Raw genomic sequence first — 23,963 nt, 5'->3', positions numbered from 1 at the left:
TTATGAAACGTTCAACCTTTTTAAAAACCTTAATTGCCACTGCCTTTGCTGCCTTGACATTAACCGCTTGTGATAACGGCAATACTACTCAAAATACACCAGCAAAAGACAGCATGGCTCAAATTAAAGAAAAAGGCGTGATTCGCATCGGCGTATTTAGCGATAAACCACCATTTGGTTATGTTGATGCCAACGGTAAAAGCCAAGGTTTTGATGTGGAAATTGCAAAAGAAATCGCCAATGACTTACTCGGTAGTCCTGACAAAGTGGAATTCGTACTCACAGAAGCAGCAAACCGTGTGGAATACTTAAGTAGATTTAGTCTTAGCCAACTATACTAAAACGCCTGAGCGTGCAGAAGTAGTGGATTTTGCTGAACCTTATATGAACGTAGCATTAGGTGTGGTTTCGCCGAAAAATGCCCCAATTACAGATGTAAAACAACTCGAAGGCAAAACCTTATTAGTGAATAAAGGCACAACGGCTGATGCCTATTTCAGCAAAAATCACCCTGAAATTCAGTTATTAAAATTCGACCACAATACTGAAACCTTCAATGCCTTAAAAGATGGGCGTGGTGTTGCCTTAGCACACGATAACGCTCTGGTTTAGGCATGGGCAAAAGAAAATGCGGATTTTGATGTTGCTATTGGTAACATTGGCCCGGCAGAGCAAATTGCTCCGGCGGTACAAAAAGGCAATAAAGCATTGCTTGATTTCATTAATCAAGAAATCAGCCAATTCAAAACCAATGGAAAATTAAAAGCAGCTTATGAAAAAACCTTAATGCCGGTGTATGGAGAGAAAGAAGAACTATTAGCCAAGTAACCGATTTGCAACGGATGGTAGCTAGCGGTTAGTAAGTATATTTGCAAAAAATTTTACTTTTTTGACCGCTTGTAAACTTCAAGGAAGAAAAAACCTTATTCATTGCTGAATAAGGTTTTTCTTTTATCGTTACTCTACGGTTACCGCTTTCGCTAAGTTACGAGGTTGATCCACATCTGTGCCTTTAATTAAAGCGATGTGATATGAAAGCAGTTGTAACGGCACGGTATAGAAAATCGGTGCGGTTACTTCATCTACTTTTGGTAATACGATAGTTTTGAAACCTTCTGCTTCTTCAAAACCGGCATCGTGATCGGCAAATACATATAATTGACCACCACGGGCACGCACTTCTTCGATGTTTGATTTCACTTTTTCAAGTAAATCATTTTCCGGTACAACCACCACAACAGGCATATCGCTGTCAATTAACGCTAACGGACCATGTTTTAATTCACCTGCTGCGTAGGCTTCAGCATGAATGTATGAAATCTCTTTTAATTTCAATGCTGATTCCATTGCGATTGGATAATATTCGCCACGTCCTAAGAATAAAGTGTGGTGTTTATCAGCAAAATCTTCCGATAATTTTTCGATTTGTTTATCGAACACTAACGCACTTTCAATTTGAGCTGGTAAGCGTTGCAAAGATTGCACAATGTGATGTTCTTGTTCTTCGCTCATATTGCCTTGTAAACGACCGATTGCCACATTTAATAATAATAAACAGGTTAATTGTGTGGTAAAGGCTTTCGTTGATGCTACTCCAATTTCCACACCAGCTTTGGTTAAGAACGCTAGATCAGATTCACGCACTAAAGATGAACTTGCCACGTTACACACCGTCATTGCCGCCATATAACCAGACTCTTTAGCTAAACGAAGTGCGGCTAAAGTATCCGCCGTTTCGCCTGACTGAGAAAGCGTGATTAATAAGCTGTTCGGGCGTGTGACAAATTTACGGTAGCGGAATTCTGAGGCAATTTCCACATCACAGCTTACGCCAGCTAAAGATTCAAACCAATAACGAGCCACCATACCAGCATTGTATGAAGTACCGCAAGCCACAATTTGAACATGTTGCACTTTAGAGAGAATCTCAGTGGCATTTGGAGCAATCGCTGAAAGATCCACTTTACCGTCTTTAATACGGCCGTCTAGGGTGTTCATAATCGCCACCGGTTGTTCAAAAATCTCTTTTTGCATATAGTGGCGATATTGACCTTTATCCGCAGCATCGGCTTCAAAGTGACCTTCGTGAATTTCACGTTCTACTTTGTTGCCTTGACGGTCATAAATCTCAACAGAACGGCGGGTAATTTCTGCTACATCACCCTCTTCCAAATAAGCAAAACGACGAGTTACGCTTAATAATGCCAATGGATCTGATGCTAAAAAGTTTTCACCTACACCATAACCGATCACAAGTGGACTACCTGAACGAGCCACAATTAAATGCTCTGGCTCTGCTTCATTTAATACAACCGTACCGTATGCACCACGTAATTGTATAACGGTTTTTTGCACTGCTTCTAATAATGACGAGACAGAACGTAGCTCCCATTCCACCAAGTGAGCGATAACTTCAGTATCGGTTTGAGATTGAAATACATAACCACGCTGTTGTAACAGCACTTTTAACTCTTCGTAATTTTCGATAATACCGTTATGCACTACCGCAATTTTACCACTACGATGTGGATGAGCATTCGTTTCCGACGGCTCACCGTGCGTTGCCCAACGAGTGTGAGCGATACCTGTGCCACCTAATAATGGCTGTGCTTCTAATGCATCATCTAATGCTTTCACTTTACCGACACGGCGAACGATCTGCATTTTTTTCTCATCGGTATTTAATACTGCCACACCAGCTGAATCATAGCCACGGTATTCTAAGCGGTGTAAACCATCAACTAAGATTTCAGCCACATTACGTTGTGCTACTGCACCTACAATTCCACACATAAATTTACATTCCTAATTTAAACTAAAAAATCATCTACTTTAGTACGGCAGCCGTACAGGAATTTAGGTGCGTTACTCAGCAATCACCACTTCAACCCCTATTTTTTCGATTTGTTCTTTCGTCTCAAAACTTAACTGGTTATCGGTAATGATTTTCGTGATCTTTTCCCATCCCAATTCAATATTAGGCATTTTTCGCCCAATTTTTTGTGACTCAATCAACACAACCACTTCTCGGCTGACTTCCGCCATCACCTGGCTCAAACCAACCAATTCATTGAAAGTGGTTGTGCCACGAGCTAAGTCCAAACCATCCGCACCAATGAAAAGTTGGTCAAAATCATACGAACGTAGCACTTGTTCAGCCACTTTTCCTTGAAAAGATTCTGAACGGCTATCCCAAGTACCACCTGTCATTAATACCGTGGGTTCACACTCAAGAGAAATTAATTCCGACGCTAAATTTAACGAGTTAGTCATCACAACCAAGCCTATTTGGTCTAAGACTTTAACCAACGCACCTGTAGTACTGCCGCTATCAATAATGATACGGTGATGATCTCGAATACAATTATGAGCTGCTTGAGCAATCATTTTCTTTTGAATCGAAAGTTTCTCAATAAATTCTTCTTCCATCATCTCCGACGGAACTTTTACCGCACCGCCATATTTTCGCAATAAAAAACCACTTTCTTCTAAAGCGGTTAAATCTTTTCTAATGGTTACCTCAGAGGTTTCAAACCTTTCGGCGAGTTCATCAACACTTACTTCCTGTTGCGATTGCACCATCTGCACAATTAAATGGCGACGTTGTTGTGTATTACGCTTTGACATTACCCACCTTCCATTTAAGTTTCGATTCAAAAACAAAATATATTATAAAGAAATATAATCAAAAGAAAATAGAGAAATAAAGGATTTACAAAATCTATACAAAATAAAACCGCTTGTTTCAATCATTCTCACGATAATATGAACAAACGCCATATTCACCTTAGCGAAGATGGATAGTCCTGCTAAATAATAAGCAATAAAATACAAGCGGTCTTATTCTTGCAAAATTTTGCAAAAATAAGACCGCTTGTTATTCAACTAATTAATTATTTTTGTTTTTTCAAAAACTCAACGGCTGTATCAGGGAAATCGGTAAATACACCTGTTGCACCGGCTTTATTTAATAGTGCGTCATACATTTGATCCACATCGACAAAAAATGGAGCTAGTGCGTCTTTACGTACCGTGTAAGGGTGTACTTCCAGTTTATATTTGGCAAGTTCTTCTACCAGTGGCGTATATTTAATATCGCCTACTTTTGAATTCTTATCGTCAATCAACATATACCAGCCTGGCCCAACACCGTCAGCATATTTTGCCACTTCCGCCATTGCACCTTCTTTAAACATCCAATCGTAGTCGTAATTAATCCACTTACCGTCTTTGTCTTGTTCTTCAGTCTCTTTCCAATCAGTATAAGCAATTAATTGAACTAATTTTAACTCCATTCCTAACTGGGGAAGTAATTCGGTTTTAATGCGTTTTAGCTCATTAAAATCAAAAGTTTGTAAATAAACTGGCGATGATTTTTTATCATAGCCATATTTTTTCAACACTTTTAAGGTTTCTAAAGCAATATCTTTCCCTTCTTTATGATGTAACCACGGTGCTTTAATTTCAGGGTAGATACCAATTTGTTTACCCGTTGATTTTTCTAAGCCTTGAATAAATTCAATTTCTTCTTCAAAAGTATGAATTTTGAAACTAGATTGCCAGAGAGGGAAGCGATTTGGATAAACTTGAACTTGTTTATCTTCTTCAGTTTTAAAGTTTTCTGTCATCTCAAGAGTACGGATTTCTGCTAAGGTGAAATCAGCCACATAATAACGCCCATCTTCACGTTTACGAGCTGGGAATTTTTTTGCAACATCCGTTAATCCGTCTAAGAAATGATCGTGAATCACGATAATGTGGTTATCTTTAGTCATTGCAAGATCTTGCTCTAAATAATCCGCTTGTTGCCCAAAGGCTAAAGCTTTTGACTCTAACGTATGCTCTGGCAAATAACCACTCGCACCACGATGAGCAATAACTAACTTATCTGATTGCTGTGCGTATGCACCGAATGTTGCAGCAGAAAGTGCCAATGCAGCTACAAACGTTTTGAATTTAAATTTCATAGAAATCCTCATTATAGAAAAATAAAAGGAAGACCATTTCCGTTCTTCCTTTGTTAGTAATCATTATTTACCGTAGTGATCGCCTAATTTCGCTTTGTGTTTGCCTTCTTCAATCATTACGATGAATGTTAAGATAACGGCTAAAACACCACCTGCGATCATCACATAGAAACCGCCGTCCCAGCCAAATTTATCCGCTGCCCAACCTACAACCGCTGAAGCTGCAACAGTACCACCTAAGTAACCAAATAAACCGGTGAAGCCTGCTGCTGTACCTGCTGCTTTTTTCGGTGCAAGCTCAAGTGCGTGTAAACCAATTAACATTACTGGACCATAAATTAAGAAGCCAATAGTGGTCATCCAAACGAAGTCCATTAGCTGATATGGATTTTCATACCAAGCGTGGCCAGCATATTGTGCCACTTCAGACTCTGGTGTTGCTGGATTGAGCCATAATGCGACAACAGCTGCTGTCGTTAAAATCATAAAAATGAAGCCCGTTAAACCACGTTTGCCTTTAAATACTTTGTCTGATATCCAACCACATAATAACGTACCTGGAATCGCAGCTAGCTCATAAATGGTATATGCCCATGCCGTACCTTTAATGTTAAAGTGTTTTACTTCACCTAAGTAAACTGGAGACCATTTTAATACGCCATAGCGAATTAAATAAACAAATACGTTAGCAATTGCGATATACCATAACAATTTGTTTTTAAACACATATTTCACAAAGATTTCTTTGGTTGTTAAATCGTGTTCATAGGTTTTTTCATTATAGTCTTCTGGATAATCGTTACGCCATTTTTCTACTGGCGGTAAACCACAAGATTGTGGCGTATCTTTCATAATTAAGTAGATTGGAATAGCTGCAACCATTGCCGCAATACCTGGGAAGTAAAGTGCTTGTTGCCAAACATCTTTAGCTTTTGCCTCAACACCAAACTCACTAAAGTACAATGCACTCGCTAGCAATACCATTGCGCCTGGCACCATCCCCCCTAAATTGTGAGCCGTATTCCAAATTGAAACTATTGTTCCACGTTCAGATTTAGACCACCAGTGAACCATCGTACGACCACACGGTGGCCAACCCATACCTTGGAACCAACCGTTTAAGAAGATCATCACCCACATAACGAGAATACTTGATGTTGCCCAAGGCATTAACCCCATTAAAGTCATACATAAGCCAGAAAGTAGCAAACCCGTTGGTAAAAACACCTTCGGATTTGAACGGTCTGACATCCCTGCCATCACGAATTTTGATAAACCATAAGCAAGACCTGCAGCGGTACCAATGACACCAAGATCGGTTTTAGTGTACATTCCTGCTTCAATCAAACCTTTTTGAGCTAAATCGAAGTTAGCACGAACGAAATAATAAGCGGCGTAGCCGAAGAAAATTCCTGCAAACACCTGCCAACGCAAGAATTTATATCTTGCATCAACTTTGTCCGCTGGGAGCTCCGCAATATGAGGAGCGGGTTTAAATGGACCAAACATAATATTCTCCAATTCCAATATAACTTAGTAAAAACCTCAAATAATTCTCTTTTAGAGATTTAAAGGCAGCCCATCATAAATGAAAATAAAAAATTACAAAGTAATTTTTTATAAAAATGTGATTTATTTCACAAAAAATTTACTTTCTTACGCACAAAAATGTTTGAAAAAGAAAAAATCGCAACAACTTTTATTAAACTAATTTTTATTAAATCCTCATTAAGAACAATAGATATATGTCATAACACAAAGGCATTTTGTGATTTAGATCTAAATTTTCAACAAATCTATTTGAACTCATCTTATTTTCGTTTATGCTAATAAAGTAAAAATTAAGTTCAAATTCGAGCATAAGGAGCAAGAAATGCAAAGACATGAACAAGTCGCTCAAGTGCAAAAAACACAAAAATGGGATTTTATCATTATCGGCGGCGGTGCTAGCGGTTTAGGCGTTGCGATAGATGCAGCCTCTCGAGGTTACAAAACCTTATTATTAGAAAGCCACGACTTCGCTAAAGGCACATCAAGTCGCAGTACTAAATTAGTACATGGTGGTGTTCGCTATTTAGCAAATGGCGATGTTGCCTTAGTAAAAGAAGCATTGCGTGAGCGTGGTCGTTTAGCTAAAAATGCAGCTCATCTATTTAAAAATCAAAGCTTTATTATTCCAAATTATACACTTAAAGATTGTTTAATGTACCGCGTAGGTTTGGGCTTATACGATATGCTTTCAGGTAATTTAAGTTTAGGTAAAACTCAAAATATTGATAAAGCAGAGGCCAAAAGACGTTTACCAACATTAAACAGTTTGGGTTTACGTGCGGCCACTGTGTATCAAGATGGGCAATTTGATGATGCTCGTTTAGCAGTCAATATGGCACAAACAGTCGTAGAACAAGGCGGAACCGTACTTAATCACGCTAAAGTAACTTCCCTACATAAAACCACACAGGGAAAAATTGATGGTGTTACTTTTTATGATGAGTTAAACCAGCAAGAACATCTTGTATTCGGTACTGCGGTAATTAACGCAACTGGCGTATTTATGAATGATATCCTAAGTATGGATCACGGTAGTCCAAAAAAATTCGTTGTGCCAAGCCAAGGAATTCACTTAGTGCTAGATAAATCATTCTTACCAAGTAATGATGCGTTGATGATTCCAAAAACCTCAGATGGTCGAGTGCTATTTGCTGTACCTTGGCACGAAGTGTTAGTTGTCGGTACAACCGATACCTTAATTGAACAGCCATCTTACGAGCCAATTCCACTTGAGCAAGAAGTAAACTTTATTTTAGCAACGGCAGGGCAATATCTGACGAAAAAACCAACTCGTGATGATGTAAAAGCCGTGTTTGCAGGGCAACGTCCGCTTGCTGCACCTGAAAAAGCAGGTCAAAGCACGAAAGAAGTTTCTCGTAGCCACAAAGTATTAACCGACCCAACCAGTGGTTTAATTACGATTACAGGTGGCAAATGGACAACCTATCGTCAAATGGCGGAAGATACCGTGGAAGAAGCGTTAAAAGCCCACCCACAATTGGGCAATAAGCCCTGCAGAACGGTAGATTTATCTATTCACGGCAACATTCCTGCCGAGCTGGTGAATTTACAAGATCATCTCTATGTTTACGGTGCTGACATTCCAGAACTACGTGGATTAATGACCGCTTACCCTGAATATGCAGAAAAAATTCACCCGAGACTTGACTACACGATTGCAGAAGTAATTTGGGCAGTTCGACACGAAATGGCACAAACGGTGGAAGATGTATTAGCTCGCCGAGTTCGATTACTTTTCACCGATGCAAGAGCTGCAATTGACAGTGCTGTAAAAGTTGCCGCTATTATGGCAAAAGAAATGGGTAAAGATGATATTTGGCAGCAACAGCAAGTGGCACAATTTCTTGATGTAGCTAAACATTATTTACTTGTTGAATATCAACCACAATTAATCTCTTAATCCATCACAATCTTAAAAATCTGTACCCCAAAAGTTAGACTGCTGATTAAGGTACAGATTTTTTATGAATAAACATAATAGAACAATTCACGAATATAAAAATGAAAAGAAAGGACCAAGCTCTATAAAATAAAGAACTCAGTCCTTGAATTAAGACAGGCTATTTAGGGCAGATAAAAACAAGCGGTTAAAATTTATAAAAATTTTGCAATTTTTTCAGTAATTTTAACCGCTTGTATTATCTAGAAATTCACTTATTTCTCTGCAATAAATATAAGGCAACCATACCTAAAATAGAATAACCAGTCCCTTTTGCACCTAAAAATCTTTTTATAAATTGCAATGCTGCTGTCATTCCAATTGGCGATGAAATTAATGATAAACCTGTATTTCTTACTCGTTTAAAAGGTTGGACAATATCGTTTTTCGTTTTTTGCGTTTCGGCTTTAAAACGCATTCTCAAGGCACTACCTTTCATAATTAAAAGTTCTTTTTCTGTTAGTTTTAAATCTTCCATTTCATCATTCCCCATTATGCTCATTAAAATTATCTTTAAAGGTTAATGCATTTTTGAAAGCAGCAATATCTAATTTTAGCTCGCCTAACGTACTTTTCATAAAATTAGCTTGTTTTTTCAATGAGGCTAGAATTCCCCATACAAATAACAAGACTAATAATAAACTTATGCCTGAAATAGCAAAGAATACAACAACTTTATACTCAGGTAATAAATAATTATCTAAGGCAAATAATAAGCTAATAAATGACACCAATAAAAATATAAAAATTAACAACGCTAAAACCAAAACAGAAACTAATTGATTTTTTTGCTCATTAATTTCTAATCTTGCCATCTCTCCACGAACTTGAATAATTTCCAACAAAGTGACAAGGCTATTTTTAAATCCAGATTTAATATTATCTAACATATCATTCCTTGTATTAAATAATAAGCCACACCTATATAGGTGTGGCCTACTTATTTCTTCAATTAAAACATTTTAACTAAAGAAGATTATTATCTTCTAGTAACTAAAACACCTAATAATAAACCTACCACACCAGCAACAGTAATTGCTTTATATGGGTTATCTTGAACTAAGGTGTCTGTTTGTTTTGCAACTGCTTTAGCACTATCAATAGTATCATCTTTTAATGATGCAAAACGATATTTAACATCATCAAATTGTTCTGCTAATCTATGTTTTAATTTTTTATATTCTTCTGTAGATGAATCTGCAGTGCCATTAAATAATTCTTCTGCATTTTTTAAAATGTCACGAATTTCATTCGTTAATTCTTCACGTTTTGAGTCTAATAAATTCTTAGCCATAATTACTCTCCCTATCATTTAGTTAATATGACATAAAATATAATTCATTTATGTCTCATTTGTTAAAATACCGATTCCATACCCTAATGTCAATCTTTATTTTTACACTTTATTCATTTAATTTGAAAATAAATTACAATTTAATAATAAAAATCAATCATCATTTACGCATTTTTTATAAAATAAGACCGCTTGTAAAATCGCAAATACATTTAAATCATCGCTTTAAGTGCATCAGTTAATTTTTGATAACGCTGATATTTCGTCTGATAAGCGGTATAATTTTCTTTATTTGGTTCAAATACTTGCATTTCTGCGTTCAATACTGGCTTTTGGTTAAGATCTAAACCAACACCTTGCATTGCCATTAATGCTGCACCTAAACAGCCTGTTTCTTCTACTTGTGGCACTTCAAGTCTCATTCCTGTTAAATCGGCTAGCATCTGCATCCATACTTTTGATTTAACTGGTCCACCTGTAACACGCAATACTTTGGTTTTTGGAAAGCGGATAAACATACGGTTTAAATGCGTCATTAAGCTAAATAGCACCCCTTCATAAATCGATTGTAATAAGTGCATCTGCGTATGATAAGACTGCATTCCGTAGAAACTTGCTTGCATACCTAAACCTGCATTTGAACCATACAAGAATGGCACAAATAATACTGAGCTTTGTGCAGCAGGTAACGCAGCAATTCCTTCATTGATTTCCTGATAACTTAAATGGCTCCACTGCTTCACAAACCATTCCAGATTCCCTGCGGAAGTTGGGCTCGCCTCGTGTACAATAAATTTATCTGGTTCGGCATAACGTCCATACACAAACGGCAGTGCTTGGCTTAAATCAATATTATCAGTAATCCCGCTGACTACTGACCAAGTACCTAATACAACATTAAGCTTGGTTTCATCATCTAAATCCGCACAACAAGCGGTTGAGACCACATCGAACAAGCCGCCAACGACAGGTGTCCCTACAGCTAAACCCGTTAATTTTGCAGCGTCATAAGTGACATAACCTGCAACCTTATTTGGCTTAATCACTGGTGGCAATTTTTCCAATACATCAGGCATACCCAATAAATCAGCTAAACTTTGATCGTATTCACCTTTTGCCATATTATAGAGATTGCTTTCAGAGATATTCGTCTCCTCACAATGCAACTCTCCTGTTAAACAAAAACGCAAATAGTCGTGCGACATCAATACTGAACCGACTTGTGCGTAACGCTCTGGCTCATTTTTCTGCACCCATTTCAAAATAGAAACGGGATGACCTGTCCATAATGTCTGACGAGTCAGCGGATAAAGTTGTTGTGGCACACCATCTGCTTGCCACTGTTTTACAATTTCAAGCGAGCGTTGGTCAGAAGATAAAATTGCTCGCCCTAATGGCTTATTTTGTTTATCTAAGAAAAATGCACCTTTACCTTGTGCAGAAATCCCAACGCCTTTGATATCACCTGGATTTACACCACTTTTTTCAATTGTTAAACGCACCACCTCAGCACAAACAGTCCATAACTGCAGCATATCTCTTTCCGCATAACCTGCTGTTTCGCTAATAACCGAAACATTTTCTCGATGAAGTGCTTGAATATTCCCTTGATTATCAAAAAGTGCGGCTTTGATAAAAGTACCGCCGCAATCAATGCCGAGTGTGTAGTTCATTTTGCTATCCATTATTTGTAAAAAATTGTGAAAAAATAACCGCTTGTAAAGGCAAAAATATTTTATCTTTATGGGTTTATTGTTAAACGATAAACGCTATTTGAGCAAGTAACAAATAGTGTATGCTCATCATTACCAAAACAGCAATTTGAAGTTGGTTTACCTAGCACAAATCGCCCAAGTTCTGTACCATCAGCCAGAAGAGCGATGATACCCTCATCGCAAGAGCAAAAAATCACGCCATTTTGTTTAATGCGAAAACCGTCTGGAATACCTGGATTTATTTCAACAACATCTCGACGGTTGTTAAGTTTGTTGCCATCTACATCAAAAACGGCTAAATGATGTAAACCATCTGCATCAAACTCCACACTTGACATATCTGCCACAAACAGCTGTTTTTCATCTGGCGAGAATGCCAAACCGTTTGGTCGCATTGTGTTAAAGGTGGCAATGTTGAGTTTATCGCTTTTCGGGTCGTAACAATAGACATAACAGCCGATAATTTCACTTGGTGACTGCTTGCCCTCGTTGTCGGACAAAATGCCGTACGGCGGATCGGTGAACCAAATCGTCCCGTCTGATTTTACTACCACGTCATTCGGTGAATTGAGCTTTTTGCCGTCTATTTTTCCGACCAAGAAACGATATTCGCCACTGGGTGTCGTTAAACTAATACCTCGATTACCGTGTTCGCAAGTAATTAAGTTGTCGTTCGCATCAAAAGCGTTGCCGTTGGAGAAATTTGACGGTTTGCGGAAAATTTGTGTGCCGTTTTTTTCAGTCCAGCGGTAAAGTGTGCAGCCTTTGACATCGCTGAAATAGAGAGCTTGCTGCGGTTTGCTCCACGCTGGGCCTTCTGCCCAAATTGCTCCGTCAAACAGCTCTTCGATTTCAAAATGTGTGCCGACCAGCTCCGCAAAGCGAGGGTCGGAAATTTGGGGGATAAATTTATTACTCATTTTTATTACCAGCTATGTTTCTATTCTGCCAAATCTCCCCTCTCTTTGAGCTACGAGGGGTTAGGGGATATTTGGCAGTAGCCATAAGCGAAGAAATTACTTCATTTTTTATTTTTATTACAAGCGGTCACATTTTACAGAATTTTTGCAAAATCCAACCGCTTGTTAAGGGCGAATTTGATTCGCCCCTACATTTTACCTCACGCCCCAGATCGCTTTATAAGCATCTTTATAACCATTTTGTGGATCGTAAAGGTTATTTACACCGCCATCATAAGCTACATTCTCTTTGGTTACTAAATGAGCTGGTGTTACATAGCCTGACGCTTTTTCATTCGCAAAAGCACGATTTAGCTCATCAACTAACTGCCAACCATGTAAATTAAGTGGCTCTGGTACAGTTGCAAACTGTTTATCTCCGTTACGAATACGCTGATAAGCCGTTACAGAACCATCACCTGCTGAAATGCTTAATGGTTTATTTTTACCTGCGGTACGTAAAGAAGGAGCCATAAAGTCAAAGTAAAGGTCATTAATCGAAAGTGCGTACTCTAAATCATCACCATATTTTTGTAATAAGTTGAAAGTTAAGTTAGGCATACGGCTTGAAGTGTCTGCAAGCGGTGTATCAATAAATTCTAATACCTTGCACTCTTTACACTTTTCGATCACTTCTTTCATCACGTTTGCTTTGCGAAGTGCAATTTCGTAAAGCGAGTCGGTTAAAATAATCGCTTTGGCTTTACCGTTAGAATCTGCCACTGCCAGCATCGCTGATAGACGAGCAATTTCATCAGAATCAGAGGTGACATTATAGAAAATGCCATATTTATCAATTGCACCTGGCTCTGGCGTTGCGTGCCACGCTACAAGTGTAATGCTATTTTTAGTTGCTTTCTGGAGTGGAATTTTCGCCACATTCGGATTCCAACCGCCAATAACAATCGCATCTGGTTTACGAGCAATCGCTTGGTTAAGAGCTGCTAATTGGTTGTTTACCGTACCTGCACCGTCTAATACATCTAACTTCCAGCCAGTTACATCTACCGCTTCTTTCATACCATCAATCACACCAAGTACACCACCGTTTTTCATATCTGAGGCGATAAAAATCACTGTTTTGTCTTTTTGTAATTGTGGGCCTGTTTTTGGGCCGTCCCATTTTTCTTGTTTTGCCGTAGCAGCTGCGACAAGTTGTTTTGCTTCTTGTACGAATGGATCCTCATTCGCAAAAGCGTTACGACCAAATGCAACTGTGGTTAAAGTTGCAAGTACGGTTAAGGTTGTACGAAATGTGCGTTTCATAATCAAATCCTCTTAGGGTTAGTTGGTTGATTTTTTCTGTACAGCTTTTTGATTTAACAAGCGTTTGCGTTGAGCATAGCCTGCGATTGTGATAGAAAGCAACAATGTTGCACCATTAAATAGCGGCTCAACCCAGAAGGCTCCACCGAATTGTTGAATACCAGAAATACCGATAGCAAGAATTGCAATACCTACTACCGTTCCCCACACATTAATACGTCCTGGACGGATAGTGGTACTTCCTAAAAATGCACCTACTAATGCTGGAAGTAAGTAGTCCATACCTACACTTGCCTGCCCTACACCTTGTTGGGCAGAAATAAGTACACCAGTGAAAGCAGTAATGACACTTGAAACCACAAACGGTACGATAGTGTATTTTTTAATATTGATTCCGTTTAAACGAGCAGCGGCTGGGTTTGCTCCTACTGCATACATTGCACGACCAGTTGGGGTGTGCTCGGTGACTAACCATAATGCAATCGCAACCGCTAATACATAAAATGCTGAAATGGGAATACCGAAAAACTCCGTACTATTGAGTGCGATAAATTCATCTGGTAAATCACCCACAATTTGACGCCCGCCTGAGTGCCACAATGCAACTGCATAAAGCACCGTACCTGAACCAAGCGTTGCGACAAAGCTGTCAATATCTGCCAAAGCAACTAAAATTCCATTTAGCAATCCATAAAGAGCAGCGATGACCAAGACGACAAGAATTGCCATATACCAAGAGAAGCCATATTGTACTTGCAAGGTAATAACTAAAATGTGCCATAACACAATACCAAAACCAACATTTAGGTCAATTTTACCAACAATCATCGTAGTCGTTGCTGCTAAAGCTAAAAGTGCAATTTTCGATTTACTTTCTAAAATTGCATTGAGTGTCAGCATTGAGGCAAAAGAATCTGTAGTAAGTGAGAAAACAATCACTAATAGGATACAAAGACCTAATAAACCATAACGAGTGGACATTTGTGAAAACCACGCCATAAAGCCATCACGAGCGATAGAAACGGGTTGTTCTAACGCTGTTGATTTGATGTTTGTTTGAGCCATATAAACTCCCTATAAATTTTTTCGTAGGGTAGGTCCTGTGCCCGCCCGATACTCAGATGATTTGACGAGTGAGCACAGGACCCACTCCCTACAAGCGGTTAAAATAGGTAGATTTTTTGCAAAATCACACCGCTTGTTTAGATTTACTATCCGACGCTAACGCCAATAAATTCGCAAAAGTTACTTCTTCATTAAGGAGTTCGCCCGCAATTTCACCGCGATTGAAAACTAACGCTCGGTTACATAAATGAGCGATTTCCTCAAAATCGGTAGAAATCACAATAATAGCAACACCTTCGGCCAATGCTTTATTGAGTAAATCGTAAATTTCAGCTCTTGCACCCACATCCACCCCTGCTGTTGGATCTTCCAAAATCAGAATTGGAGTATTTAAGTGCATCCAACGGGCAAGAACGATTTTTTGCTGGTTACCGCCTGATAAAGCACTCGCATCAATAAACAGATTCTTCGGACGAATATCGAACAGTTGGAATTTATACCAACTCTCCCCCCACTCCTCGCGACGAGAGTAACGTTTGAGCGGAGAATGTCCACTTAGTACTGGATTGATAAACAAGTTTTCACTCGTTGTCATTGACATAAATACGCTTTCACGGGTACGGTCGCCTGCAACCAGAGCCACACCTTTGGCAATCGCATCTTGCGGATTTTTAGCAAAATATGGCCGCTTGTCTAACTGAATGACACCTTGATCAAGCGTACGTTCGCCAAACAGTAATCGACCAATTTCCTCTTGCCCTGCACCACGCAAGCCTGCAAGAGCAATCATTTCGCCTTTATGTAAGCGGAAGTTTACAGGGCCAGTATCGCCAACAACAACTTTTTCAAGATGAAGAATTTCTGGCATATCCGTTGGTAGAGCTACTCGTTGTCTGCCACGGCTCTCCTCTCCCACAATCGCTTTCACCAAACCTTTCACATCATAAAGTTTGGTTTGTCCTTCAGCAACAGGGAAACCATCACGCATAACTAAAATGCGGTCAGAAATCGCAATTACTTCATCTAAACGATGAGTAACATAGATCATTCCTACACCCTGCTCACGCAAGCGGTTAAGGACAGTAAAGAGATGTTCTACATCGGAAGCTGGAAGGGAGGCAGTGGGTTCATCTAAAACTAGAATCTCAGCATTGACTGCAACCGCACGGGCAATAGCAAGTAAGGCTTTTTCAGTACGGCTCAAATCAAAAACACGGGTATCTGCAGAAAGTTTAATACCAACAAAATCGAGGGCTTTTTGGGATTGCTCACGCACCTTTGCCCAGTCAATTAAGCCAAAGCGGCGAGGAAAACCCATTACAAAAGCCATATTTTCCGCAATCGTCATCCATTCAATTAAACCTAGATCTTGGTGAATAAACGCAATCGGCTTTTTATTGCCTTTTTCAATCGCATTCGCTGATTGGATTTTTTGGTTGTGGAATAAGATCTCGCCTTCATCACAATGGTAAATACCTGCAAGAATCTTAATCAGTGTGGATTTACCCGCACCGTTTTCCCCTAATAATGCAACAATTTCGCCTGAATGAATATCAAGGCTGACATCATTCACCGCAGTATGGCTACCGAAGCGTTTAATGATGTGATGCATACTCAATATTGGCTGTGTCATTTCTCCTCCTTATGAGGAAGTTGTTTGTAAATTCTTCGCGAATTATGACCGCTTGTATTTTCAAACCAAACGAACTATTTATTCGCTTAATTTTATCCCTCTTTAGTGAACAGGGAATGTTCGCTGTTTCTCAACAAATGCTTGTGAATTTCAGCCAATACTATCTCTTTGAATGGGGTGGTATTTAGGTTTTTCTTTCAGTAAATTATGACATTTTTTCGCTGCAATATGCTGAATATCGGAGCGAGGGCTTTCATAAGCAAAATGGAAAGTAGTTTCAGCTTGTGCGGTTGGGTTAAAAAATTTCATTGTTTTCTCCTACAAAGATGTAGAGTCTATACAACAACTCCCTCCGCTGGAGGGAGTTTTAGACTTATTAAATTAAGTCAAATTAGTTCGCTAACGCATCTACTTTTTTCAATAATTCATCACCGTGTTTTTCGATAAATGATTTACGAACATCGGCTTCAATAACCGCTTTAAATGGTGCGTTGTCTATTTGTTCAATGACCTCAATACCTTGTTTACGTAATTTTTCGATGATCTCTTTTTCATTTTTCACATTTAAATCACGTTGGAATTGGCCTGCTTCTTTTGCTGCATCTAATAATGCCTTTTGAAGGTCTGGGCTTAAGCTGTCAAATTTTGCTTTGTTCATCACCACGATTAACGGTGTATAGCCATGATTAGTTAAGCTCAAGTGTTTTTGTACTTCAAATAATTTAGCCGACCAGAAGATACCAATTGGATGCTCTTGTGCATCTACCGCACGAGTTTCTAACGCAGTGTAAAGCTCAGAAAGTGGCATTGGCACTGGGTTACTGCCCAATAAGTTAAACGCTTGAATATACATCGGATTTTGATTTGTACGTACTTTTAAGCCTTTAATATCTTCAGGTTTAGTGACTGAATGTTTAGAGTTTGAGAATGCACGGAATCCGACGTCCCAGAACGCTAAGCCTTTTAAGCCTTGGGATTCTAAATCTTTTAATAAACCTTGACCAATTTCGCCGTCCAATACTTTGTAAACGTGTTCACGATCTTTGAAGATAAATGGAATATCAATCACATTTAATTTTGGCTCAAGACCAGTGAAATTGGGTGAGCCAGACATTTCGATGTCGATCGTACCACCACGCACTCCACTGATCATCGTTTGTGCATTGCCTAAAGTGCTGTCTGGGAAAAGTTTTAATTTGATTTCGCCTTTAGTTTTTTCGTTTAACAACTCATTAAATTTTTTTGCTGCAATATGTTGACTGTCTGAACGAGGCGCTTCATAACCAAAACGAAGAGACACATCAGCAATTGCTGAAGAGCTCATCACTGCAATGCCTGCCACTAATGCTGCTAAAGTTTTTAAATTAAATAATTTCATAGGGTTCTCCTGTGATTTAACATTATGGTTTACAAGCGGTCGTTTTTTGCAAATTTTTTACAATTTGTCACCGCTTGTTGGGGTAAAAATTCATTACTGCATCCAGCTTAACGGCACTAAAATCAGCGACGGGAAGAATACAAAGAGTAATAACAAGGCAACCATCATTATCATATAAGGGAGTATTCCTTTGGCTGCTTGGTCAAACGGTAATTTTGATACACCGGTAATCACGTTTAATACATTACCAACGGGTGGCGTAATTAAGCCAATTGAGGTGTTTAAAATAAATAACACACCGAAATATACTGGATCAATTCCAGCTTCTTGCACTAAGGGCATTAGTACAGGGGTTAAAATTAATACCGTTGGCGTTAAGTCCATCACCATTCCGATAATAAATACTGAGAGCATAATCACTAATAATAATGTGGTTGGGCTTTCGATTAATGGCTCTAAAAGTTCTGTGAGCATCATTGGCAATTCGGCAATCGTAATTAACCAACCCGTTACATTCGCTGCAGCAACCAAGAACATTACCACAGCTGTCGTTTTCGCCGCGGCTAATATGACTTTGTATAAATCTTTAAATTTAAGTTCACGGTACACGAAAAGTGAAACAACTAACGCATAGAATGTGGCGACAGCCCCGGCTTCTGTTGGGGTGAACATCCCTGAGCGGAATCCGCCGATAATAATAACGGGTAACAATAACGCCCAAATACTGTTTTTAAATGAGATACAAAGTTCTTCTTTTGTTGCTTTAGAGAAAGTCATTAAGTCTAAGCGTTTTGCTTGCCACCACCATAACATCGCTAAGCAAATACCCATCATAATGCCAGGAAAAATGCCTGCTAGGAATAATTTAGTAATAGACACACCACTTGCTACACCAAAGACAATAAACGGAATGCTTGGTGGAATGATTGGAGCAATGATTCCTGCCGTACCAATCAAGCCTGCAGATTTATCCAGCGGATAACCTGTGGTTTTCATCATTGGCAACAGCATTGCCGCAACTGCTGCGGTGTCAGCAACAGCTGAACCTGAAAGGCTCGCCATAATCATAGCAGCAAGAATTGCTACAAAACCTAAGCCACCACGCTTATGACCGACCAATTTCATCGGCAAATCAATAATACGTTTGGATAACCCGCCCTCATTCATCACTTCACCTGCAAGAATGAAAAACGGAATCGCCATTAACGAGAAGCTATCTGCACCACTTACAATTTGCTGAGCAAGAATTTGAGCATCGAATAAATCTAAATGCACCATTAATGCTATACCACAAACAAGTAGTGAGAAAGCAACTGGAATGCCTAGTAAAATTGAGCCGAGTAACACAGAAAGGAAAATTACGACAGTCATTGACTTTCTCCTCTTGCAAGTACACTTATGGTTGCTACAACACGCGCAAGAATTAAGATCCCGATTAACACACCAGCAATTGTGCTAGCAAGGAAAGTAATGCCTTGGGGTAAGCCTGAAATAGGGGCAAGATTATTAATATTTAACTGAAATTGAATCCAACTACCATCTACGATTAAATAGCAGCAAAATAGCATGGCCAGATCGGTAAAAATACTTAATATTTTTCTCGCAACAGGGGGGAGCTTTTCGGTCAGCATCGTGACACTTACATGCTGATTATGACTAAAGGCTAATACTGCACCTAAAAATGCCAGCCACACAAACATAAAACGAGAAATTTCTTCAGTGATATTAATACTGCTATTAAAACCGTAACGTAACACAACGTTAAGGAAAACCAGAATCGACATTGCAGATAAAATAATCACCACAAATGCCTCTAGCACTTTTCCAACTAATTGAGCAAAGGATTTCATAAAGACTCCTAGAGTTCACTAATCGCAATTTTAACCACAACTTTGCGGATTTGAGCCTCGCCTGCAAAAATAGCGGTGCGGTGCGTATCCTCAGGGAAAAATATGGCAAAATTACCTGGCTTGCAGCGGAATTCATTTTCATTTTGTACGGCGGAGTAGAATTTTATATCACGTTCTACGTCGTATTCCTTAGCCACTGGATTATTACCTAAATCAATCGCCGCTGCCATCAACTCTACGCCTTTATGCAGATACTGCACATCTAAATAATGTTGATGCACTTCAGGTTGATAAGCTGATTTTTCTTTAGTGTCTAAATCTAACACCTGCACATAAATTTGACGCCCTTTTAGCTCGTAAACGCCTGCCTCCATCGCATCAAAATCGGTATTTTTCAGATAATCCAATGCCAATTGAATCGCTTTCGGATACTGAACTGGGTTGTAATTTGAAATATGACCGAAATACATTTTTTGCTCCGTTTTTGCAAAAATTTAGAGAAATTGAACCGCTTGTATTGCTTCGTGTTTAGCACCAACGTTCACGCTGGTGCTATCAGAAATTATAAGGCTTGTAATCTCTCCCAAACGCTATCATCAACAGGAATGCCATTTTCCTTGTTATCGGCAAGAATTTGGGTAAATTCGTGTCCTGGTAAACGAACAGCCACATCTGGATCTGCTCGCTCCGCAGTGCGGACGTAATCCATAATACGATTAAGTTTTTCGTCTTTAGTTTTGCCATCAATTAAGCGATCTACTTCAATCGCGATATACACTTGCGAGACGCAATATTCATCATCTTTATCTTCAGTTACCGCAGCAGTGGATTCGCCATTAGAAAGTAATGTTGCAATCATATCTAATACGATAGATAAGCCCGAACCTTTCCAAAATCCCATAGGCATTAAGCGGCGGTTTTTCTCAACAGTTGCAGGATCACGAGTTGGGTTACCTTCGTCATCAAAACCAGCGTCCACAAAGGTTTGACGACCTGCTAAGCGGTGCACTTCCAACATACCATAAGAGTACATTGAGCAAGACATATCCACCATTGTGATTGGCGTAGTGGGGATCGCAATAATTAATGGGTTAGTCCCTACACGGCATTCTTTAGCACCCCAAGGTGGCATAACAGCTAAAGCGTTCGTCCAGCAGATACCAATATAGCCCTTCTCCGCTGCTTGCCAGCCGTAAGAACCGCCACGCATCCAGTGGTTTGCGTTACGCAGAGCCACGACACCAATACCATTTTGTGATGCAAGCTCCATCGCTCTATCCATCATTTTTTTAGCAGTTAAATTGCCAATTGCTTGATGAGCATCCCACTGTTCAATCGCGCCCAAAGAAAGTACTTTAGTCGGCACAGCTTCAGGCACAATATCGCCATTTTCTAATTGTTGGATAAAACGAGGAAAACGGTTTACACCGTGTGAATATGCGCCTGCTTGAGTCGTATCGGCAAATACAGTAGCACACTCTTCTGCAATGTCTTCACGCACATTACGGGCAAGAAGAACACGTTTAAATTGGGCTTTTAAGTCATCGTAAGAAACTCGAATAGTCATTTGGAATACCTCAAATTAAAATTTCAAATAGTAAAATCACGTTTCATAAGGTACTCCTAAGGAAGTTTAAAGTCAATCAAACTGAAAATATAAAAATCATTTTAAATCAACAAGTTATAAATATTTTTGTAAATTTGAGAGGTAGATCACACTTTTAATAAGGTAAACAAGCGGTCATAAAAAGCATTGTTTTTGCACATTGGATTTGCCAAAGGATTGTGAATAATTTTCGTAAAAATTTACCCAAATATGACCGCTTGTATCTAATGAAATTTAAACTGGGAAAAGAATAGGAATCACAAATACCGAAACCAACATCACTAATACCGTAAACGGCACGCCCACTTTAACAAAATCAATAAATTTATAACCTGCTGGGGCAAGTACCATTGTGTTTACTGGCGAGGATACTGGTGTCATAAAAGCAGCAGAGGCTGAAACAGCAACCGTCATCGCAAATGGAGCAGGTGAATAGCCGAGTTGTTGTGCAATTGCGATCGCAATTGGCATCACTAAAATAGCGGTTGCCGTGTTGGAAATAAAGGCACTAATAATAGCCGTAAACACAAATAAGGCGATGAGAATAAAATGCACATCTGAGCCGTGCATCACATCAAGCAAAAGGCGAACGGTTAAATCTACCCCACCCGTTTTTTGCAGTGCGATAGAAAATGGCATCATACCCACAATTAAAATAATGCTTGGCATATGAATGGAATCATAGGCACTTTTTACATCTACACAGCGAAATTTTCCTAACATTAAACAAGCAATCAATGCTGCCATTACATTCGGCACAACGCCTGTAATCATTAATATCACCATTGTTAGCACAGAAAATAATGCGTGAGGGGCTTGGCTTAACGCAGGCGGTGCATTTTTGCTTTCCGCAGGAGCTCGTAATAAGAAGAAATCACGATGATCATCGTCCATTCGGTGGATTTGTTGCCAAACGCCCATGACTAATAACACATCGCCAAATTTTAATGGTGTATCAAGCAATGTTTCTTGTATGATTTCATCACCACGTTTTAAACCTACAATGCTTAAATGGTATCTTGAACGAAACTTTAACTCTCGAATTGTTTTACCAATACATTCTGCCTCAGGCATTACTGAGATTTCCGCCATTCCTACCGAGCGATAGTGTGTAGAGAAAAATTCGCCTTTTAATTCAATGGGGCGGAGTCTGAGCGCTTCATAACGTTGCTGATAGGCTTCGTCCTCTAAAGCGGTATCAAGCAGTAAAATATCTTTGGGTTGGAATATTTCATTCACAGAGGCATTAATCGTGATTTTTCTGAAATGTTTATTGCGTTGAATGGCAATAATATTCAAACCATATCCAATGCGTAAATCCAATTGCCCAATAGTTTTACCAACACAAATTGAGTCAGGTTCTACTAATAGCATTTTTGCCCTACCTCTTAATTGATATTCATCAATTAAATGAGACATAGAAAAGTGTTTAGCTGTACTTAACTCTTCACGCTGCTCGCCATTATCTAGCCAACGGCGAGCAACCAACATATAGCCAATACCTAATACTAAAATCATTAAGCCAATTGGCGTGAAGCTGAAAAACCCAAAACCATTAAAGCCTAATTTAACTAATTCAGAATGAGCAACTAAGTTTGGAGGCGTGGCAATTAAAGTCATCATTCCACTAATTAATCCTGCAACACTTAGTGGCATCATTAAACGGCGAGGAGAAATGCCCATTCCAGCACAAATAGCTAGCACAACAGGAATAAAAATTGCCACAATGCCAGTAGAACTCATAAAAGATCCAAGTAAAGCAATAGAAAACATTAACAATACTAATACTTTAGTTTCACTTGCACCTGAAACTCGCATCAGCCAATCACTCACTTGGTTTGCGACACCTGTTCGTACTAGGCCTTCTCCCACAATAAAAAGCAGAGCAATCAACACGACATTTGGATCGCTTAATCCTGCCAGCACTTCTTTCACCGACAAAATGCCTGTCAAGCTAAAAAAGAGCATTACAATTAAGGCAACAATATCCATACGTAGCTTGTTTTGGATAAATTGCCAAATGGCAAAAACCAGTAAAAGCATTACCCAAAGGAGTGGTTGCTGTAAAAAATCAGGTACAAAAACAAGAAGTGATTGCATAATCATATCCTCCAAAATAGTTAGAGATAGATTACACCGCTTTAGAAAAAGAAAAAAGTCGAGAAGATCAAAAAGAGGGAAAATAAGTGAAAACTCACTTTATAGCGGACTTTCAACATTAAGCTGCTCATCAATTTCGGTAATGGCTAAAATCAAGCTAGAGCGTACCATTTTTTCTAGTCGCATTTGCTGCATTTGAAATAACATTGAATCTTTATTGCCGTTTTTCGCCTTTACGTTCAGCAATTGGTTGATAGGCAAAAAATCAATGTGATTTAAATCTTTGGCAAATTGCACGACCGCAGGGTGGGAGAAAGGAAAATCGTCTTCCTCTTCGCTTAAATGGGATTTCACTTCAAGAAAAAGCGAAATATCTTCAAATACTTTAGGGGAAATCACACCTAAGCCAAGCAGGACTTTTAAACGAACTGAAAGATCGGCAAGTGGACCTTGATGTTCAAACAAAGAGTCCACAACCGATTTTAATGCAAAATCCGTTTTACGAAACACTCGCTCAATCAACTGTGCTACCGAATTCGCAAACAGTTGATTGGCCGTGGTGAGGAAGCCTTTTAAGGTGGCTTCCTCACTCAGTTTATCTATGCAGTCCACAATCATT

At 39.1% G+C, this 23,963-nt stretch carries 20 protein-coding genes and 2 pseudogenes; 2 read left to right on the top strand and 20 right to left on the bottom strand.

Annotated features, from left to right (window positions below):
• Window positions 1-2: 2 nt before the first annotated feature.
• Window positions 3-828 (top strand): annotated as a pseudogene (locus tag HV560_RS02805) (cysteine ABC transporter substrate-binding protein).
• A gap of 129 nt (window positions 829-957) precedes the next feature.
• On the opposite strand, the gene glmS reads toward HV560_RS02805, so the two are convergent.
• The 4 genes from glmS to glpT form a co-directional block, all read right to left on the bottom strand.
• A complete protein-coding gene (gene glmS / locus HV560_RS02800) occupies window positions 958-2,793 on the bottom strand; it encodes a glutamine--fructose-6-phosphate transaminase (isomerizing) (protein ID WP_176807865.1) in 1,836 nt (611 codons plus the stop codon).
• 72 nt (window positions 2,794-2,865) lie between these two features.
• A complete protein-coding gene (locus tag HV560_RS02795; protein ID WP_176807864.1) occupies window positions 2,866-3,627 on the bottom strand; it encodes a DeoR/GlpR family DNA-binding transcription regulator in 762 nt (253 codons plus the stop codon).
• Window positions 3,628-3,893: 266 nt separating this feature from the next.
• Window positions 3,894-4,967 (bottom strand): glycerophosphodiester phosphodiesterase, encoded by a 1,074-nt coding sequence (gene glpQ, locus HV560_RS02790; RefSeq protein WP_176807863.1) that lies wholly within the window; start codon window positions 4,965-4,967, stop codon window positions 3,894-3,896.
• A 63-nt stretch (window positions 4,968-5,030) separates the two neighbouring features.
• Complete coding sequence (gene glpT / locus HV560_RS02785) at window positions 5,031-6,476, bottom strand: glycerol-3-phosphate transporter (RefSeq protein WP_176812109.1); 1,446 nt, start codon at window positions 6,474-6,476, stop codon at window positions 5,031-5,033.
• A 364-nt stretch (window positions 6,477-6,840) separates the two neighbouring features.
• Between glpT and HV560_RS02780 the strand changes: the two genes are divergently transcribed.
• Window positions 6,841-8,439 carry a glycerol-3-phosphate dehydrogenase/oxidase gene (locus tag HV560_RS02780; protein ID WP_176807861.1) on the top strand — a complete coding sequence of 533 codons (1,599 nt, stop codon included), beginning with the start codon at window positions 6,841-6,843 and terminating at the stop codon, window positions 8,437-8,439.
• Between the two features lie 250 nt (window positions 8,440-8,689).
• Here HV560_RS02780 and HV560_RS02775 read toward each other — a convergent pair whose 3' ends face one another.
• The 16 genes and pseudogenes from HV560_RS02775 to HV560_RS02700 form a co-directional block, all read right to left on the bottom strand.
• Window positions 8,690-8,956 carry a hypothetical protein gene (locus HV560_RS02775; protein ID WP_238336870.1) on the bottom strand — a complete coding sequence of 89 codons (267 nt, stop codon included), beginning with the start codon at window positions 8,954-8,956 and terminating at the stop codon, window positions 8,690-8,692.
• Between the two features lie 4 nt (window positions 8,957-8,960).
• Window positions 8,961-9,368: a phage holin family protein gene (locus HV560_RS02770; RefSeq protein WP_159628874.1), complete on the bottom strand. Its 408-nt coding sequence runs from the start codon at window positions 9,366-9,368 to the stop codon at window positions 8,961-8,963.
• Window positions 9,369-9,457: 89 nt separating this feature from the next.
• Complete coding sequence (locus tag HV560_RS02765) at window positions 9,458-9,772, bottom strand: ElaB/YgaM/YqjD family protein (protein WP_159628873.1); 315 nt, start codon at window positions 9,770-9,772, stop codon at window positions 9,458-9,460.
• Between the two features lie 212 nt (window positions 9,773-9,984).
• A complete protein-coding gene (locus HV560_RS02760) occupies window positions 9,985-11,457 on the bottom strand; it encodes an FGGY-family carbohydrate kinase (protein ID WP_176812108.1) in 1,473 nt (490 codons plus the stop codon).
• 56 nt (window positions 11,458-11,513) lie between these two features.
• The gene (locus HV560_RS02755) at window positions 11,514-12,407 is read right to left on the bottom strand and encodes an SMP-30/gluconolactonase/LRE family protein (protein ID WP_176812107.1); all 894 of its coding nucleotides are present in this window, start codon (window positions 12,405-12,407) and stop codon (window positions 11,514-11,516) included.
• A 195-nt stretch (window positions 12,408-12,602) separates the two neighbouring features.
• Complete coding sequence (locus HV560_RS02750; RefSeq protein WP_159628871.1) at window positions 12,603-13,712, bottom strand: ABC transporter substrate-binding protein; 1,110 nt, start codon at window positions 13,710-13,712, stop codon at window positions 12,603-12,605.
• An 18-nt stretch (window positions 13,713-13,730) separates the two neighbouring features.
• Window positions 13,731-14,777, bottom strand: a complete 1,047-nt coding sequence (locus tag HV560_RS02745; RefSeq protein WP_176812106.1) for an ABC transporter permease — start codon at window positions 14,775-14,777, stop codon at window positions 13,731-13,733.
• 124 nt (window positions 14,778-14,901) lie between these two features.
• A complete protein-coding gene (locus tag HV560_RS02740; RefSeq protein ID WP_159628869.1) occupies window positions 14,902-16,410 on the bottom strand; it encodes a sugar ABC transporter ATP-binding protein in 1,509 nt (502 codons plus the stop codon).
• A 189-nt stretch (window positions 16,411-16,599) separates the two neighbouring features.
• Window positions 16,600-16,719 (bottom strand): annotated as a pseudogene (locus tag HV560_RS02735) (TRAP transporter substrate-binding protein); the annotation flags it as partial.
• An 82-nt stretch (window positions 16,720-16,801) separates the two neighbouring features.
• Window positions 16,802-17,788 (bottom strand): TRAP transporter substrate-binding protein, encoded by a 987-nt coding sequence (locus tag HV560_RS02730; protein WP_176807855.1) that lies wholly within the window; start codon window positions 17,786-17,788, stop codon window positions 16,802-16,804.
• A gap of 93 nt (window positions 17,789-17,881) precedes the next feature.
• Window positions 17,882-19,159, bottom strand: a complete 1,278-nt coding sequence (locus HV560_RS02725; protein WP_176812105.1) for a TRAP transporter large permease subunit — start codon at window positions 19,157-19,159, stop codon at window positions 17,882-17,884.
• Window positions 19,156-19,638: a TRAP transporter small permease gene (locus HV560_RS02720; protein WP_176809388.1), complete on the bottom strand. Its 483-nt coding sequence runs from the start codon at window positions 19,636-19,638 to the stop codon at window positions 19,156-19,158. The genes HV560_RS02725 and HV560_RS02720 overlap by 4 nt, the downstream gene beginning before the upstream one ends.
• Window positions 19,639-19,646: 8 nt before the next feature.
• A complete protein-coding gene (locus HV560_RS02715; protein WP_176812104.1) occupies window positions 19,647-20,108 on the bottom strand; it encodes a NanQ anomerase/TabA/YiaL family protein in 462 nt (153 codons plus the stop codon).
• Between the two features lie 92 nt (window positions 20,109-20,200).
• Window positions 20,201-21,199, bottom strand: a complete 999-nt coding sequence (gene yiaK, locus HV560_RS02710) for a 3-dehydro-L-gulonate 2-dehydrogenase (RefSeq protein WP_159631205.1) — start codon at window positions 21,197-21,199, stop codon at window positions 20,201-20,203.
• A gap of 279 nt (window positions 21,200-21,478) precedes the next feature.
• Complete coding sequence (locus HV560_RS02705; RefSeq protein ID WP_176807853.1) at window positions 21,479-23,344, bottom strand: SLC13 family permease; 1,866 nt, start codon at window positions 23,342-23,344, stop codon at window positions 21,479-21,481.
• A 99-nt stretch (window positions 23,345-23,443) separates the two neighbouring features.
• Entirely contained in the window at window positions 23,444-23,962 is a 519-nt protein-coding gene (locus HV560_RS02700) for an MltR family transcriptional regulator (RefSeq protein ID WP_176812103.1), read from the bottom strand.
• Window position 23,963 lies beyond the last annotated feature (1 nt).

Source organism: Mannheimia pernigra (genome assembly GCF_013377995.1).
GTDB lineage: Bacteria > Pseudomonadota > Gammaproteobacteria > Enterobacterales > Pasteurellaceae > Mannheimia > Mannheimia pernigra.
Note: the sequence above shows the minus strand (reverse complement) of the source record. Positions and strands in the feature narration are given on the sequence as shown.

What these genes read in the sequence shown, in the direction of transcription:
- HV560_RS02715 (WP_176812104.1), bottom strand. Translation starts at nt 20,108, where the DNA reads ATGTATTTCGGTCATATTTCAAATTACAACCCAGTTCAGTATCCGAAA.
- glmS (WP_176807865.1), bottom strand. Translation starts at nt 2,793, where the DNA reads ATGTGTGGAATTGTAGGTGCAGTAGCACAACGTAATGTGGCTGAAATC.
- HV560_RS02750 (WP_159628871.1), bottom strand. Translation starts at nt 13,712, where the DNA reads ATGAAACGCACATTTCGTACAACCTTAACCGTACTTGCAACTTTAACC.
- HV560_RS02730 (WP_176807855.1), bottom strand. Translation starts at nt 17,788, where the DNA reads ATGAAATTATTTAATTTAAAAACTTTAGCAGCATTAGTGGCAGGCATT.
- HV560_RS02745 (WP_176812106.1), bottom strand. Translation starts at nt 14,777, where the DNA reads ATGGCTCAAACAAACATCAAATCAACAGCGTTAGAACAACCCGTTTCT.
- HV560_RS02765 (WP_159628873.1), bottom strand. Translation starts at nt 9,772, where the DNA reads ATGGCTAAGAATTTATTAGACTCAAAACGTGAAGAATTAACGAATGAA.
- HV560_RS02780 (WP_176807861.1), top strand. Translation starts at nt 6,841, where the DNA reads ATGCAAAGACATGAACAAGTCGCTCAAGTGCAAAAAACACAAAAATGG.
- HV560_RS02725 (WP_176812105.1), bottom strand. Translation starts at nt 19,159, where the DNA reads ATGACTGTCGTAATTTTCCTTTCTGTGTTACTCGGCTCAATTTTACTA.
- glpT (WP_176812109.1), bottom strand. Translation starts at nt 6,476, where the DNA reads ATGTTTGGTCCATTTAAACCCGCTCCTCATATTGCGGAGCTCCCAGCG.
- HV560_RS02770 (WP_159628874.1), bottom strand. Translation starts at nt 9,368, where the DNA reads ATGTTAGATAATATTAAATCTGGATTTAAAAATAGCCTTGTCACTTTG.
- HV560_RS02740 (WP_159628869.1), bottom strand. Translation starts at nt 16,410, where the DNA reads ATGACACAGCCAATATTGAGTATGCATCACATCATTAAACGCTTCGGT.
- HV560_RS02795 (WP_176807864.1), bottom strand. Translation starts at nt 3,627, where the DNA reads ATGTCAAAGCGTAATACACAACAACGTCGCCATTTAATTGTGCAGATG.
- HV560_RS02705 (WP_176807853.1), bottom strand. Translation starts at nt 23,344, where the DNA reads ATGCAATCACTTCTTGTTTTTGTACCTGATTTTTTACAGCAACCACTC.
- HV560_RS02755 (WP_176812107.1), bottom strand. Translation starts at nt 12,407, where the DNA reads ATGAGTAATAAATTTATCCCCCAAATTTCCGACCCTCGCTTTGCGGAG.
- HV560_RS02760 (WP_176812108.1), bottom strand. Translation starts at nt 11,457, where the DNA reads ATGGATAGCAAAATGAACTACACACTCGGCATTGATTGCGGCGGTACT.
- HV560_RS02720 (WP_176809388.1), bottom strand. Translation starts at nt 19,638, where the DNA reads ATGAAATCCTTTGCTCAATTAGTTGGAAAAGTGCTAGAGGCATTTGTG.
- HV560_RS02775 (WP_238336870.1), bottom strand. Translation starts at nt 8,956, where the DNA reads ATGGAAGATTTAAAACTAACAGAAAAAGAACTTTTAATTATGAAAGGT.
- HV560_RS02700 (WP_176812103.1), bottom strand. Translation starts at nt 23,962, where the DNA reads ATGATTGTGGACTGCATAGATAAACTGAGTGAGGAAGCCACCTTAAAA.
- glpQ (WP_176807863.1), bottom strand. Translation starts at nt 4,967, where the DNA reads ATGAAATTTAAATTCAAAACGTTTGTAGCTGCATTGGCACTTTCTGCT.